This is a genomic window from Paenarthrobacter sp. YJN-5 (assembly GCF_015040095.1).
Taxonomy (GTDB): domain Bacteria; phylum Actinomycetota; class Actinomycetes; order Actinomycetales; family Micrococcaceae; genus Arthrobacter; species Arthrobacter ureafaciens.
The window spans coordinates 647,833-662,914 of sequence record NZ_CP053544.1 but is presented as its reverse complement, the minus strand read 5'-3'; the positions used below and the strand labels follow the sequence as shown (position 1 = coordinate 662,914).

Genomic DNA, 15,082 nt, shown 5'->3' with positions numbered 1-15,082 from the left:
GCTCCCAACCCCGTTGTGAGGCCCGCTCTGCGTGCTATCCCGCGACATTGGCGCGCACAGCGGGCACCACACGTTGAGCCCACCGCCGAACAACCCGTTGCCGGGCCTGCTCTGCGTGCTATCCCGCGACTGTGGCGCGCACAGCAGGCCCCACAACGAACCCCCGTCCTGCGGCTTCGTACACCCTCCCGACCTGAAAGACCCCAAACACCAACAGGCACACCCGTTGAGGAGCCCACTCTGTACCCGGACGAACCAACAAAGAGCGCACAGCAGGCCCCACACGTTGAGCCCACCGCCGTTGCCGGGCCCGCTCTGCGTACTGACGAGCACCAGGGAAGCGCAGAGCGGTCCCCACAACGAACCCCAACCCTAAAGCTTCGCGCGCCCGCCCAATCTGAAAGACCCCAAGCACCCACAAGCACACCCGGTGCGGAGCCCACTCTGCGCCCCGACGAACCAACAAAGAGCGCACGGCAGGCACCCCAACGAACCCCAACCCTTAAGCTTCGCGCGCCCTCCCACCCTGAAAGATCCCAAGCATCCACAAGCACACCCCTTGCTGAGCCCACTCCGCGCCCCAACGAACCAACAAAGAGCGCACAGCAGGCACCCCAACGCAGCCAACCCCGGCAGAACCGCGCCCATGCCAACGCGCACACCCCGGCTCCGGCACTTCCCGGGGTGTGGCCGGAACTCGTTCCCCGGCCTCCCCGGTCAACACCTGTGGACGGGGCAACTTTGAGCAGTGCCATGGCCCGGCAGACCCGGATTAACCAGGAACACGGAGCGCTCTGACATGGAACGGGTCGCCTTCCTGATCGAGGACACCGGGGAACACCTGGGCTGCCTCCTCAACCCGGAAACCGTGGTGATGCAACGCTCTGCCGGTGTTGAGCCACGAAGGAGCGCGGGCGGCAAGCTGAGCGGCACCGGCCTGGCCGACGATCCCCTCCTCTTCACGGGCGGCGGCCACACCGAGTTGCGGTTGGATCTCCTCTTCGACGTCGACCTCGCGCCGGCGTCGCTCCACGTCCAGGACGTCCGCCAAATGACCCGCCCCATCTGGGCGCTCGCGGAAAACAGCGCCGAAGTGGAACGCCAGCGCCGGCCGCCGTCGGTCCGGTTCGTGTGGGGCCGCGCGTGGAACGTGCCCGGCATCGTGACGGAAGTGGCGGAGCGCTTTGACCGGTTCGCCCCGGACGGTTCGCCCCTCCGTTCCTGGATGCGGATGGTGTTCGTCCGCGTCGGACAAGCCGCGGACGAGGAAGGCGGGGAGAACTACGAACTCGCCCGGAGGCTTCCTCCCGTGGACCTGACCGCACCGCCGGTGGATACCCTGCCGGTGACCGGCGACGGCAGCACAGACCGGGACGCACTGACTCCCGACGGCGGGCTCCTTCCCGAAGTGCCGCCGGCCGAGTTGGGACGCTTGTCCATCGAAGCATTCGGGACGCCCCTGCTCTGGAAACTGCTCCTTGAATACAACAACGTGGACGACCCCGCGCACTTCAACGGCCCCCTGGCCGTCCCGCCCATGGGCGAGGCGCCATGAGGCAACTCCAAGGACTTCCCGAGCTGATCGTCACCTTGGGCCGGCGACGCCTCACCACGGCGGAAACGGCAGCGATCGTCTCCGTCAATGTCCGCAGTTCCCTGGCGCGGCCGGCCCAATGCCTCATTTCCTGGCGCCCCGGCCCGGGACGCACTGCTGCGGCGCGCGGCGGGGTGGACCCCGCACCGGGTGACGCGCTCCGGGTGGAGCTGGGCGGCCAACGGACGGCGCTGTTCGCCGGCGAAGTGACCGTGGTGGAGTACGGCTACGGGGCCGACCTTGGCCAGGAAATCCGCATCCGCGCCTACGATGCCTTGCACCGGCTGAGGAAACGCCAATACACGCGGCTCCACGAAGACACCGACCTCGCAACACTGGCCAAAACCCTTTGCGAAGGCACCGGCCTGAGCGTGGTGGGCGGCAATGAGCGGCTGGGCCACGTCTACCAGTGCGCCCGCACGGACCTGAGCCTGCTGGTTGAACAAAGCGCCAGGGTCGGCGCCTACCCCGTCGCCCATGACGGCACCCTGAAGCTCGTGGGGCTCGACGGCGAAGGCGAACCCTTGGAACTGACGCTCGGCTCCACGCTCCACTCGGCCGAGATCGAGGTCAGCCAGGAGCCCGCCTATGCCGGCGCAACAACTCACGGCTGGCGTGCGGAGGATGCTTCCCTCCACCAAGCAGAAACCAGCACCAGCGACTCCAAAGCCCACGTCACCGCAGACCCGGGCCTGGCCAGCGTAGGCGCGGGTGGCGACGTCATCCGGGACAACGAGCTCTTCGACTCGCCGGCGCTCGCGGCCGGACTTGCGCAGGCTGAGCTGGATGCCAGGATCGCAGGCCAGGTGTCGGGTGTTTTCGTCGCGGAGGGCAACCCGAAGCTCAGGGCTGGTGGCCGGGTGCGGATCACCGGGGTATCGGCGTCCGTTGAGGGAACGTACTTGATCGCGAGCGCAGCACACAGGCTGGACGGCACCGGCTACGAAACCACGCTGACCACCAGGCCGTCCTCTCCCGTCCCCGAACGCAGGCAGGATGTCTTCACCCTTGGGGCCATCGCGGACACCAACGATCCCGAGGCCCGCGCCAGGGTCCGGGTCCGGCTGCCTGCCTATCCGGACCTGGAAACCCCGTGGGCACCTGTCCTCATGGCGGCCGCGGGCCCCGGCAAGGGAATGGTGACGCCCCCTGCCCCGGGCGATCGTGTCCTGGTTCTGCTCCCGGCGAGCGACCCCGCGCAGGCAATCGTCCTGGGCGGGCTCTACGGCGCCGAACAGCCGCCGGACCATCACGTGAATACGCCCCGCGAAAGCCGCTATACGTTCCGTAGCGCGGACGGCCAACAGATCATGCTCGACGGCGGTGCGCGCACGGTCAGCTTCACGGACGGGCACGGCTCGTCGGTGCAGTTGGGGCCGGACGAGCTCCGGATTTCCGCCGCGACGGACCTTGTTCTGGAAGCTCCGGGCAGGGCCATGAAGATCAGGGCCAAGTCTGTGGATTTTGAGGAAGCCTGAGCATGGAGGCGGCATGAAGGTCCTGGTCAAAGAAGCCATCCTCCGGTGCGGACACGACGGCAAGGTGGAGAACGTGCCGTCGCAGGAGTGGGTGCGCGTCACGGGTTCTCCCGTCCTGGTGGCAACGGATCCGCAGGGCCGGGACATCTCCATGTGCCCGCATATCAGCATCAACATCAAGCCCTGCCGGAAGACCTTGCCGGTGATCAGGGGCTATTCGGCGTTCATCAGGATCGGCGGCAAGGCCGTGTGCCTGGACACTGTGGAGGGTTTCACGGACGGGACCCCTCCGGGCGCGGTCAAGTACACGGTCCGCCGGCCGGGCCAGACGCTGGTGGGGGCCGGATCATGAGCCGGATCACGGGAAGCCGCGGACAATGAGCACCCCGCGCTACAAATCAGCGGCTTTCATCCACCCCGACTTTGACGCCGCGGCGGGGCCTCCAGGCTTGAGGATCACTCCGGCGGGACGGCTCGCCACGGTGACCGACGCCGCCTCCATCCGCCAGGCCCTCCTGCTCCTTTTGAGCACCCGGCCCGGCGAACGCGTGAACCGTCCCACCTACGGCTGCCATCTGTTCCGCTTGGCTTTCGCGCCGGCTGACGACACCACGGCCGGGCTGGCGATCCACTATGTGGCCAGGGCGGTTGAGCAGTGGGAGCGCAGGATCACGGTCCTTTCCCTGGATGCCTCGCGGTCTCCGGAGTCTCCCGAGGTGCTTGAGGTGCGGCTCAAGTACCGGGTCCGCACCTCGCACATGGAGGACCAGATTGTCATAGCCCTTCCCGTCGAATCCGGAGGTGTGGCGTGAGCATCCCCGTCCCCAACCTCGACGACCGCGATTTTTCCGACCTTGTGGCAGGGGCCCGCGAGCGCATCAGGCAGGTAGCGCCCGAGTGGACGGACCTTTCCGTGCACGACCCCGGGATCACCATCGTGGAGGCCTTCGCGTACCTCACCGATACCCTCATGTACCGGGTGAACCGGGTCCCGGACAAGCTCTACGCCGTCTACCTGAACCTCCTCGGCACGGCCCTTTATCCGCCGTCCTGCGCTGAGACGGTGTTGGAGTTCAGCCGCGCGTCCGCGGCGAATGCCGACGAGGAGATCCGGATCCCGCGCGGCACCCAGGTCAGCTGCCCGCCCGGCGTGCCGGGGACATCACAGCCTTTATTTACGACGACGGCGGCAGCCACTCTCGCGTCCGGCCAGGCGAGCGTCCTGGTCGCCGCAGCCGACGTCACCATGTACGACGCCATCCCGATCGGTACGGGAACAGGCAGGCCGGGCCAGAGCATGGTGATTCCCAACGCGCCGATCGTTTCCGGCGCAGGCCTGGCAATCGCCGTCGAGGTTCCACCGGGGACGCGGCTGGCCAGCGGCGAGGCGGTGCTGGTGGACGGCAAACCCTTCCGGTATTGCCAGGAGGTGGAGGCGTTCGCCGACGCGGGCCCCGGGGAGGTGCCGGTGCGGATCGACCGCAGTGCCGGCGTCGTGATGTTCGCGTGGTGGGACGAGGAGTCGGCCGGGAGGTCGGACCCGGCGCTGGTCCCCGGCCCGGGAGCAGAGGTCCGGGCCTGGTACCGCAGCGGTGGCGGCGCTTCGGGCAACGTCGGAGCCGGGCAGTTGACGGTGCTTCGGACGCCGGTGCCGGGGGCCAAGGTGACTAATCCGGAGCCTGCCACGGGTGGCCGCGACGGGGAGTCGTTGGAGAACGCCCTTCGCCGCGCGCCGCAGGATTTCCAAGCGCGTGACCGTGCGGTGACCGTCCGCGACTATGAAGTCCTGGCACGCCGCCACGGCGGGGTGGCGCGGGCGCGGGCCTTCACGCGGAGGGACCTGTGGGCGTTCGCGCGGCCGGGGGAAGTGGAGATTGTGCTGGTGCCGTTCGTTCCCGCCGGTCGCGGCTCCGGCCACAGTCCGGTGCGCGCCGCGGACCTCGAAACCCAGTCGCGGGAAGAGGTGCGCTCCGAAGTGGAAGCGTATCTTCGCAGGCGATCCACCGTTGGCGCCGAACCGGTGGTGCGGTGGGGGCTCTATAAGCAGGTGCTTGTTGATGCACGGATCGTGGTCCGTCCCGACGAGGACGCCCAGGCTGTGAAGAACCGGATCGTGGGCCGCTTGTCAGAAAGCATCAGTCCTTTGGGCTCCGATGCGTCATCCTACGGTTCGGGCTTCGGCAAGCCGTTGCGCGTCTCCAACCTCTACCGGGCCATGGAGGAAGCCGAACCCGGGGTCCAGTACGTTGACCGCGTCCGGCTGGAAGTGGACAAGGTACCGGACACCGATGCGGTGGGACTGGTGCAGGCCGAGGGCCAGGACAATACGTGGTTCGTAGGCCAGGACGGGACGTTGTTCCGGACCACGAACGCCGCTGACGGCTGGGAGGCGTGCGCCGACTTCGCCGACGGGGACGACGAAACCGTCCGTTCCATCGCACCTTTCCGCTCCCCTGCACCCGGCCGCGCCGGACCCGAACGCCACCCCGGCATGGTGGCTGTCAGCACCGTCACGGGCACGGGCTCCCGAATCTACATCAGCGAAGACCTTGGCGAGTCATGGCGCAAGGCCGCGGAGCTCGGCTTTGTGGTGGCGGACCTGTGCTGGGTGGACCGCCAGGGCGAGCCCCTGCTGCTCCTGGCCGGCGAGCGCGGACTGTACGAACTGCCCGTTACGGAAGGAGCCATCCCGGTCCAGAACGTGGTGGACACCAGCCAGCCGGACCGCGGCTTCTACGCCGTAGACGCCCTGGTGGATATCCGCGGCAGGACGGGCGTGGTGGTGGCGGCCGAGGCGTCGGCGGGCGTGTGGCTCTCCCCGGACGCCGGAACCGCCGGAAGCTTCAAACAGGTCAAGGCAGCCGGCGAGGACATCCGCTGCCTGACGGTCCAGTACGACGGCGGCGCAAGTTACGTGTGGGTAGGGCGCGCGGTTCCTGAGGGCACAGGGACGGGCTGCCTCCGGCTGAAGATTGATGAACTGGGCAGGACTGACTTCGACCAACAGTTCATGGAGTCCTGGGAGCAGTTCAGTGCAGGGTGGACCGGCGGCAGCTGCTGGGGCGTGCATGTCATGGGCAACGCCGCCTACGCTGCCACCCAAAGCGGCGGGGTTCTCCGGTTGCAGCTGGGACAGGCCTCGGCGCAGTGGAGCGTCCCCGATGTGAACTGCAACCTGCCCCTGCGTGACCGGACCCGCTTTGAGCCCGTGCGGTCTGTTTCCGGCGCTGTTGGCCCCGGCGGAGCGGCCATGGTGCTTGCAGCCGGGCCCAAGGGCGTGTACCGCAGCACGGACAACGCCGTGTCCTGGGCGAGCTGCACACGCCGTGTGGTGGCGGATGTGGTGACGTTGCCGGACACGTGGCTGTTCTGTTCCGGCGACCACCGGATTGAGGTGGTCCACGGCCATGGATGATCCCGTGAAACCGTCAGGGTCCAGGCTCCTCAAGGTCCTCCCGGAGGTGTTCCAGGTAGCCGCGGACACGAGCCCTGCCATGCGGGCGCTCTTGGCCGTGGCCGAGGACATGCAGGGGCCCGTCCGGGAAGTCCTGGACCGCATCCACACCGTTCCGGACCCAAGGCGCGCACCGGCGTCGTTGATTCCATTCCTCTCACACTGGGTGGACCTGGACTGGTTGACGCTGCCCGATCCCGGCACTGCCACAGCGGACAGTACACGTCCCGGCACCCTTCCCGTCGCGAGGCAGCGGGACCTCATCGCAGCCGCGGCGGACCTCTCGTCCCGGCGGGGCACAGTGGATGGGCTCACCCGGTTCCTGCACCTTGCGACGGGCGTCCCCGGGTTCGCCGTCGAATCCGTTCCTGGTGAGTCCCACATCAAGGTGCTGGTGCCTGCGGACGCTGCCGAGCACCTTGAGCTGGTGGGCCGGATCGTCAAAGGCATGAAGCCGGCGCACGTTACGGACCAGCTGGTACTACTGCCGGAACCGGGTGACGTTGGATGAACGGTTGCCCGCAATGAATGGTCGCCCGCGATGAACAAGGAGAACCGGACGCCGATCCTGGTGGTGATCGCCTGCGGGGTGGTCGCGGTCCTGGTGCTGGTGTTCGGTGTCAGCTGCGGCGGCGGTAACAACAATGCCGCCCCGGACTGGCAGGCAGGCATCTCGGGAGCGGGCGGCGGCGCACGGCTTACCGCAGCGGACTTCACCGTCACGGATGGTTCCTGCACGGTGTCGGACGCCCAGCTGGTGGTCAACGGAGGATGCGCGCTCACGGTGAAGGATTTCGGCGGCGGGCTGTTCTACTTCGGGCCACCCACCAAGCGGGCCAGGCTCGCTCCCCAACAGCCCGTCACGGTGACCCTCTTCCTGCAAGGGACCCGCGCCCAGCAGGAGTCCGGGCCCGGGAAGACCGTGGACCTGACCTTTGGGACCGCGGGCGGAGAGCTGGGCATCACCTGCCGGCTGATCGGCGCTTGTGCGCTCCAGTTGCTGGAACCCGGAGGCTGAAATGACCCTGACTACCCCCGCAACCGTCCACAGAGGAGTTATGCCATGACCACTATCACCATGACGCTGAGCTCCCCCGATGTTGTTCTCAAGGACGGCAAAGGATCACTCACGGCGTCAGTCACCAACGGCTCGCCCGAAGCCGAGCGCGTGGTCCTGGGCGCCTTCCCCGGACAGGTGACCAATCCGCCGTCGAAGACGTACACCGACATTCCCAACCCGCTCCGGACCATAGCCGCCGGCGCCACCGAACAGTACGTGGTCAACTTCGACACCACAGGTGCAACGGCAGGGAACTACCCCGTGAAGTTGATCGCCTATTCCGCGGATGACGCCCCCGAGGACTACGCCGACCAGGCGCATGTGGTCACCCTGAAGGTGCCGGCGGCCGAGGCACCCAAGCCGCCGCAACCGTTCCCGTGGTTGTGGGTGATCATCGGCGGGGTGGTGCTCCTGGCGATCGTCGGCGCAATCCTGTTCTTCATCTTCAAGGACGCCAACGTCCCGGACGTGAAGGCCAAACCGGAGGCCGAAGCGGTGAAGATCCTCACGGATGCCGGGTTCAAGGTCGGCAGCAACCAGGTGGAAAGCGCCGAGACCGAAGGCACCGTGGTCAAGCAGACCCCGAATGGCGGCGAAACCGCAGGCCGCGGGAGCACCGTCAACATCGAGGTCGCCATCCCCGCGCGCCCCACAGTGCCGGACGTCCTGGGCAAGCGCATCGAGGACGCCAAGACTGCGTTCCAAGCTGCGAAAATTCAGCTGGACTTCACCCAGGGCTCGCAATGCTTCGGTTCCGCTTTTGAGCCGCTCTTCCGGCCGTGCGTGGTGGTGGGCGTGAATCCCGACGTCGGTACCAAGGTCAACGTCAACGCCCTGGTCCTGGTGCGGACCGAGCCACGGTCAATCATCGTCCTGGACCCCCTGCCCAACATCTGCAAGACCAATCCGCAGTTCTGCGTCCAGAGGCTGCAACCTTGAGGCGTTTTTACTCGCTTGGCCTTGCGACATGAAAAGATCAACCATGCGCCCGATGCAGCACTCCAGCAAACTCCGGAACGTCCGGTACGAACTCCGTGGTCCTATCCTCCAGGCCGCCAAGGTCATGGAAGCCGAAGGGCACCGCATCCTCAAGATGAACCTCGGAGACACCGCCCCGTTCGGACTTGAAGCGCCGGAGTCCGTGGTGGTGGACATGATCCACCACATCCGCGGAGCCCAGGGCTACAGCGAATCCAAGGGAATTTTCTCCGCCCGCACAGCCATCTCGCAGTACTACCAAACGCGCGGATTGATGAACATCGGCGTGGAAGACATCTTCATCGGCAACGGGGTCAGCGAGCTCATCTCCATGACCCTCCAGGCCTTCATGGAGAACGGCGACGAGATCCTGGTACCGGCGCCTGACTACCCGCTCTGGACCGCCGCCGTCACGCTCACTGGCGGCAAAGCCGTCCACTACCTCTGCGACGAGGACGAACAGTGGTGGCCGAACATGGCCGACGTCGAAGCCAAAATCACCCCTCGCACCCGCGGAATCGTGATCATCAACCCGAACAACCCCACCGGCGCCGTCTACCCCCGGCACATCCTGGACCAGTTCGCGGCGCTCGCCCGGAAGCACGATCTTGTGTTGTTCTCCGACGAGATCTACGAGAAGATCCGGTACGTCGACGCCCCGCACATCCACACGGCTTCCATCGCGGACGACATTTGCGTGCTGACGTTCAGCGGACTGTCCAAGGCCTACCGGATGCCCGGCTACCGTGCCGGCTGGGTAGCGGTGACCGGGCCCCTCGCCGCGACCGCCGCCTACCGGGAGTCCTTGGAACTGCTGGCTTCCCTGCGCTTGTGTTCCAACGTTCCCGCACAGCATGCCATCCAGACCTGCCTCGGCGGTTACCAAAGCATCGAGGCCCTGATCCGTCCCGGTGGCCGCTTGCGGGAACAACGCGATCTGGCGTGGAAGCTGTTGACGGCCATTCCCGGGGTCTCCTGTGTTCCCGCCGCCGGCGCCATGTATCTCTTTCCCCGGCTGGACCCGGAGATCTACCCGATCGACTCCGACGAGAAGTTCGTCCTCCAGCTCCTGCAGGAACAGAAGATCCTGGTCTCCCACGGCACGGCCTTCAACTGGCCCACCCCGGGCCACTTCCGGTTCGTGATCCTTCCCGCCGTCGAGGACATCGAGGAAGCCGTCCGCCGGATCTCGCACTTCCTCGCCGGGTACCGCAACCGCCCCGCAGACTAGCCCAACCAGGTCGCATTTGTGCGCGTTTTGACGGCTCAAAACGCGCGGTGCTGCGACCCAGTTGGGCCAGGTGGGACAATTAGCGCGCCGGGTCGATCATGGTCATCCCGGCCACGGTCGCTGTGTCGAAGGTCGGCAAAAGGGCCGCCGCTTCCTCCAGCCCGATGGTCCGTTCAATGAGCATCTGCGGCTGCAACGCGCCCTGCTCGATGAGCGCCATCATGCCCGGATAGTCCACCGCTGCCATGCCGTGGCTGCCCAGCAGGTCAAGCTCCCAGCCGATCACCCGATCCATCGGGACGCGCGGGCGCCCGTTAATGGAAGGCAACAAGCCGATCTGCACGTGGCGACCCCTCCGGCGAAGGCTAAGGATCGCGTCGGCGCACGTCTGTTCACTTCCGACGGCGTCAATCGCCACGTGGCTGCCACCACCGGTCAGCCGGTTGACGGCTTCGGGAATGTCCGCGCCGTCAGCCAGCACGGTATGGTCGGCACCCAGGCGGGCCGCCACGGCGAGCGCCTCCGGGTTCCGGTCCACCGCCACCACCCGTGCCCCCAGCGCCTTGGCGATCATCACAGCGCTCAGGCCAACACCCCCGGCGCCAACGACCGATACCCATTCTCCGCTCTTCACCTTTGCCCGGGCAGCGAGGGCCCGGTATGCGGTGGCGAAGCGGCAGCCGAGGCTTGCCGCCGTCGTAAATTCAACGCCGTCAGGAATGGCAACCAGGTTGCTGTCCGCAGCGTGCAGGGCCACGTACTCGGCGAATGATCCCCAATGAGTGAACCCGGGTTGCTGCTGGTCCGGGCAAACCTGTGCGTCCCCGGCGAGGCACCATTCGCAGGTGCCGCAACCGCAGACGAACGGGACGGTGACGCGGTCGCCGGCCTTCCAGCGCGTCACGCCATTCCCGACGGCGGCGATCACCCCTGCGAGTTCGTGGCCCGGAACGTGCGGAAGGGCGATGTCGTCGTGTCCCGCCCAGGCGTGCCAGTCGCTGCGGCACATTCCCGTGGCCACAACCTTGACCACAACACCGCCGTCAGGCGCTTCGGGGACGGCAACTTCCCTTACGCGGGGTTGGCTTCGGACGTCGTCAAAAATCACTGCTCGCACGGGTCGACTCTACAAGCTGTCACACTTCCGGGCTCCCTTCCGGCGGCTTCGCGGGACCTCCCACGTGGCGGCTTCGCGGGAAACGTGCGGGCGAGGGCCAAGCCTCCCTGCGAAAGCGCAGGCTTCCCGCGAACCCGGCGAACCCGTCCCGGCCTACCAGTCGTACCAGTCCCCGGGCTAGTCCCCCACCGAGCCACTCACCCGGAGAGCATTGATGATCGCCGGGATGGAGGCAATCAGCATCACCACGGCCCACGCCAGGGCCACAACCACGGTGATAAGTGCCCAAAACTGGTCCCCTATGGAGACCAGCGGCCCCGGCAGGAAGCCGTGGATCACCCCAAGGATCACCTGCAGCAGCACGGAGATTGCCAGCAGCAACACCAGCCCCGTGATCTTGAAGAACTTTGGCTGGCTCAGGATCAGCAGGACCGCGAACACGATCTTCAGGAGCAACAGAAGGCCCAGAATGGCTGCGGCCTGCCCCTTGGGGAAGCTTCCCCAGAGCGCCAGGTAGGCCAGCGTTCCGAACGGTGTGGCCACAAACAGCCCGATCATCAGGAACAGCTTGGCGAGGGCCAGCATCGCGGTGAGGAAAGCTGCGATCACCCACAGGAACGTCACCACCAGGGTCACGATGCCTTGGATCCGCCCGTAGGCGCGCAGGTCCATGATCAGGCTCAGTCCGAGCATCACCACCGTGAACAGCAGCAAGCCGTCCAAAAACGCGAGGAAACCTATACCGGTACCGGGCGGATCGGCGTCGGCCCTTTGCGTTTTCAGGAAGACATTCAGCGGGACGCCCAGCTTCCCTGCCTCATCGGCAGAAACAGGTTCGACGGCGGTTTGGCCCAGTACCAGCGACATGCCCACTTCGGTGAGGACCACCAACGCAAATACGACGACGGCGGCGATGAAGAACGGCCGGCGCAGGGCACCGGGATCCGGCCCACTGCGGAATCCTCCACGAATCGACCACGCTGCGGTCATGGGTCAATTGTGGCACCGCGCGTTCCAGTTACAAGGGGATGCAGGGCTAGCTGGTAGCCCCCGACGCCACCACGCCCACACCCAATCCCGCGATGATTCCGCTGCTGGCCCGTTCAACCACAGTGTTCACCTTGGGGCGTTTGAGCCACCTCATGGCCTTGAACGCCACTACCGCCACCATGGAAAGGTAGGCGAAGGCAATGACGGCCACCGTGACGCCCAGGATGAGGGACGTGCCCATGGTGTCTCCGCCGTGGGGGATGAACTGCGGGACCACGGCCAGGTAGAACAGGCCCACTTTGGGGTTGAGCAACGTCGACAACGCCCCGGCGCCCACAGCGGAGAGCCTGCTGTACGGAAGGGGTGCGTCCTGGGCGTCCCCCGATGTGCCGGCTTTGGCGGCTTTACGGGACTTGATGAAGGAGGAAATGCCGAGGTAGAGCAGGTAGAGGCCACCGGCGATCTTGATCCACCGGAACAGCTCGGCAGACTGCTCAAGGATCGCGGCGAGACCGACGCCTACCAGCGCTGCCCAGACGATCGCCGCCCCCGCCGAGCCGGCAGCGGCAGCAATTCCGGCGCTCGGCCTGTTCAAAGCGATGCGCAGCACCAGGAAGGTGTCAGGGCCCGGAGTTACGGACAGCACCAGGCAAAGCCCGGCGAAAGCAGCGAGGGATGCGAGAGTCACAAGATTGATTGTGGGGCATACCCGCAGGTAGCGGAAGCTGGCTCGTCTGGCTGAAGCTCCGCCTGGAGGCTCCGGTCCGTCTGGAGGTTCCGGCCCGGCTGGAGGTTCCGGCCCGGCTGGAGGCTCCGGCCCGGCTGGAGGCTCCGGCCCGGCGTTTCCGAACGGTAGGAGAAGCCGTGCTCCTTCCCCAGACCGAAGTAATGCCTGAAGTTGTAGATCAACGGTTCCCATCGCCCGGGGTCGATGTGCTGCGTGCCTGGTATGACCAAAGTTTGGCGAACGTGCACCTTTTCGACGCCGCATTCGACGATCGCAAAGCCTCCGCTTGCGGACGGCGAGATCCCGGATACCTTCGCCTCAAGTTGAACGCCGCATTCCTTGACCCTGGGCGGCCGGACACCAACCGAGCTTTGCTGGCTCAGCCCAGCGGCAGCGAACTTGTCCGCACGGTAGGTGGTTTGGGCAGGCTTCGTCTTCGGAACGGGATTGGCTCCGGTCAGTGAAGCGAGCCGCTCAACCGCTTCCCACAGGTGTGGTTCCGGGTAATTGATGGTCAACCCGGGACGCGATCGAAGGTTGCTGAGGGTGTGCCCGTCTTCTCCTAGTCCCAGGACTATGGAGTGCCCCAGCGCCCAGGCGGATGAAACAGGTGCGAGGTTGAAGGAACCATCGGCATTCTCTGTGCTGATCAGGACCACGGGTGTCCCGAAGTAGAGGATCTTGGGCTTCACTTCACTATGTACTGATTCCGGATGTGCCATGGTTCAGAAGCCTAGGTCTGCGACCGTTCGGCCTGGACCGAACCGTGGCTCGCAGATAATGGATCCATGGCTACCGACGTTCTTCCGCGCGGCAAAGGAATGGCTTCATTCGCCGCTCTTTTCGCCGACAGGACCCGTGCAACTTTCTGCCTGGCACTGCTGGATCGACGGGCATGGACCGCTACAGAGCTGGCCGGCTATGCCGGGGTTCCGAAGTCGTCAACCACCGAACACCTCAACAAGCTCATCCACGCAGGCGTCCTCGTTGAGGTCCGGCAAGGCAGGCACCGGTACGTACGCATCGAGGACGCTCGGATGGCAGAACTGATCGAAGCCATGGCCAGCCACGTTGAGCCACTGCCGGGCAACGTTCGTTCCTACAAAGCAGTCACCCAGGACCAGGCACTGAGCAGGGCCCGCACCTGCTACGACCACCTCGCCGGAGATTTGGGTGTCGGCCTCATGAAGGCTCTGGTCACCAAGGACATCATCAACGTCGGCTCAGGAGTGCAACTGACACCCGAGGGTGCCCGGCATCTGGAGGACATGGGAATTTCCATCAGTACCAAGAGCACCAGGCCCCTCGCACGGACCTGCCTGGACTGGACAGGGCGCCAGTACCACCTGGCCGGCAACGTGGGCGCAGCCATCTGCGATCATTCCCTTGCCAGCGGATGGGTGCTCCGCATTCCGCACACCCGGGCGCTTAAGGTGACTGATTTCGGCCTGGAAGAGCTGCAGAAGCACTTCGGCCTCGACTTGGCGTGGTGAGCCCGGTCTTCGCCACGGACCGGCCACAAGGTGGACGCTTTTGCGCAGCCCTATGCCTCGCGTGAAACCATGAGCACCATGGCCCAGAAGATTGCGTACCAAGGCGAACCGGGAGCCAATTCCGATCTCGCTTGCAAGGAAATGTACCCCGGATACGAGAGCGTGCCCTGCGCCAGCTTCGAGGATGTTTTTGAGTTGGTATCCAACGGCGACGTGGACCTGGCCATGATCCCGATCGAGAACTCCATTGCCGGGCGGGTGGCGGACATCCATATCCTCCTTCCACAATCCAGCCTGCAGATTGTGGGCGAGTACTTCCTGCCTATCCGTTTTGACCTGTTGGGAATTCCGGGCGCCACCATCGAAGGGGCAACGGAAGTCCACAGCCACATCCACGCGTTGGGCCAGTGCCGGAAGATCATCAGGGAAGCCGGGCTGAAGCCTGTTATCGCCGGTGACACCGCCGGTTCGGCCCGCGAGGTGCGGGACTGGAACGATCCCCGCAAGTTATCCCTGGCCCCGCCGCTTGCTGCCGGGCTGTACGGACTGGAGGTGCTGGCCTCGGGAGTCGAAGACGATCCCACCAACACCACCCGCTTCGTTGTGCTGGCGCGGGAGACTGCCCTGCCCACCAAGGCGGAGCTTCCCGGCCCGGCTATCACCACATTCGTGTTCCGCGTCCGCAACGTTCCGTCCGCGCTGTATAAAGCACTGGGTGGATTTGCGACCAACGGCCTCAACATGACACGGCTTGAGAGCTACATGGTGGGTAATGAGTTCACGGCCACCATGTTCATCTCCGACGTCGAAGGCCATCCGGAAGACGCCAGGTTGCGGCGCGCCTTGGAGGAACTCGAGTTCTTCACCACCGAGGTCCGGGTCCTCGGCGTCTACCCGGCAGACGCGTACCGCGCGAAGAGCACAGATACCGCGGGTGCAAGCCAAATATTAGGCTAGTTA

Annotated in this window: 15 protein-coding genes; 11 read left to right on the top strand and 4 right to left on the bottom strand. The window is 65.8% G+C overall.

Going from position 1 to position 15,082, the window contains the following annotated elements:
• Nucleotides 1-799 precede the first annotated feature (799 nt).
• Genes HMI59_RS03100 through HMI59_RS03060 form a run of 9 tightly spaced genes read left to right on the top strand, consistent with a single transcriptional unit; the run spans nucleotide 800 to nucleotide 9,795 of the window.
• Nucleotides 800-1,555, top strand: coding sequence for a hypothetical protein (locus tag HMI59_RS03100; RefSeq protein ID WP_021472892.1), 756 nt, complete (start codon nucleotides 800-802; stop codon nucleotides 1,553-1,555).
• Nucleotides 1,552-3,072, top strand: coding sequence for a phage baseplate assembly protein V (locus tag HMI59_RS03095; protein ID WP_193592759.1), 1,521 nt, complete (start codon nucleotides 1,552-1,554; stop codon nucleotides 3,070-3,072). Before HMI59_RS03100 ends, HMI59_RS03095 begins: the two co-directional genes overlap by 4 nt.
• Nucleotides 3,073-3,085: 13 nt before the next feature.
• Nucleotides 3,086-3,424, top strand: a complete 339-nt coding sequence (locus HMI59_RS03090; RefSeq protein WP_021472894.1) for a hypothetical protein — start codon at nucleotides 3,086-3,088, stop codon at nucleotides 3,422-3,424.
• Between the two features lie 25 nt (nucleotides 3,425-3,449).
• Nucleotides 3,450-3,884, top strand: coding sequence for a GPW/gp25 family protein (locus HMI59_RS03085; protein WP_166186568.1), 435 nt, complete (start codon nucleotides 3,450-3,452; stop codon nucleotides 3,882-3,884).
• On the top strand, nucleotides 3,881-6,487 hold the full coding sequence (locus HMI59_RS03080) for a baseplate J/gp47 family protein (protein WP_193592758.1): 2,607 nt from the start codon (nucleotides 3,881-3,883) through the stop codon (nucleotides 6,485-6,487). The genes HMI59_RS03085 and HMI59_RS03080 overlap by 4 nt, the downstream gene beginning before the upstream one ends.
• Complete coding sequence (locus tag HMI59_RS03075) at nucleotides 6,480-7,037, top strand: phage tail protein (RefSeq protein ID WP_193592757.1); 558 nt, start codon at nucleotides 6,480-6,482, stop codon at nucleotides 7,035-7,037. Before HMI59_RS03080 ends, HMI59_RS03075 begins: the two co-directional genes overlap by 8 nt.
• Before the next feature lie 30 nt (nucleotides 7,038-7,067).
• Nucleotides 7,068-7,544 carry a hypothetical protein gene (locus HMI59_RS03070; protein WP_166186571.1) on the top strand — a complete coding sequence of 159 codons (477 nt, stop codon included), beginning with the start codon at nucleotides 7,068-7,070 and terminating at the stop codon, nucleotides 7,542-7,544.
• Nucleotides 7,545-7,589: 45 nt separating this feature from the next.
• The gene (locus tag HMI59_RS03065; RefSeq protein ID WP_166186572.1) at nucleotides 7,590-8,525 is read left to right on the top strand and encodes a PASTA domain-containing protein; all 936 of its coding nucleotides are present in this window, start codon (nucleotides 7,590-7,592) and stop codon (nucleotides 8,523-8,525) included.
• A gap of 43 nt (nucleotides 8,526-8,568) precedes the next feature.
• Complete coding sequence (locus HMI59_RS03060; RefSeq protein ID WP_193593654.1) at nucleotides 8,569-9,795, top strand: pyridoxal phosphate-dependent aminotransferase; 1,227 nt, start codon at nucleotides 8,569-8,571, stop codon at nucleotides 9,793-9,795.
• A 79-nt stretch (nucleotides 9,796-9,874) separates the two neighbouring features.
• Here the strand turns inward: HMI59_RS03060 and HMI59_RS03055 are convergent, their stop codons facing one another.
• From HMI59_RS03055 to HMI59_RS03040, 4 genes are all read right to left on the bottom strand, one after another.
• Nucleotides 9,875-10,912 carry a zinc-dependent alcohol dehydrogenase family protein gene (locus HMI59_RS03055; RefSeq protein ID WP_193592756.1) on the bottom strand — a complete coding sequence of 346 codons (1,038 nt, stop codon included), beginning with the start codon at nucleotides 10,910-10,912 and terminating at the stop codon, nucleotides 9,875-9,877.
• Nucleotides 10,913-11,089: 177 nt separating this feature from the next.
• Nucleotides 11,090-11,902, bottom strand: coding sequence for a hypothetical protein (locus tag HMI59_RS03050; RefSeq protein WP_166186575.1), 813 nt, complete (start codon nucleotides 11,900-11,902; stop codon nucleotides 11,090-11,092).
• A 46-nt stretch (nucleotides 11,903-11,948) separates the two neighbouring features.
• Nucleotides 11,949-12,590, bottom strand: coding sequence for a LysE family translocator (locus HMI59_RS03045; RefSeq protein WP_193592755.1), 642 nt, complete (start codon nucleotides 12,588-12,590; stop codon nucleotides 11,949-11,951).
• The gene (locus HMI59_RS03040; protein WP_193592754.1) at nucleotides 12,587-13,351 is read right to left on the bottom strand and encodes a flavin reductase family protein; all 765 of its coding nucleotides are present in this window, start codon (nucleotides 13,349-13,351) and stop codon (nucleotides 12,587-12,589) included. Before HMI59_RS03040 ends, HMI59_RS03045 begins: the two co-directional genes overlap by 4 nt.
• Before the next feature lie 66 nt (nucleotides 13,352-13,417).
• Here HMI59_RS03040 and HMI59_RS03035 point away from each other — a divergent pair, with 66 nt between their 5' ends.
• The gene (locus HMI59_RS03035) at nucleotides 13,418-14,122 is read left to right on the top strand and encodes a helix-turn-helix transcriptional regulator (protein WP_193592753.1); all 705 of its coding nucleotides are present in this window, start codon (nucleotides 13,418-13,420) and stop codon (nucleotides 14,120-14,122) included.
• Nucleotides 14,123-14,200: 78 nt separating this feature from the next.
• A complete protein-coding gene (locus HMI59_RS03030; RefSeq protein WP_193593653.1) occupies nucleotides 14,201-15,079 on the top strand; it encodes a prephenate dehydratase in 879 nt (292 codons plus the stop codon).
• The last annotated feature ends 3 nt before the right edge of the window (nucleotides 15,080-15,082 follow it).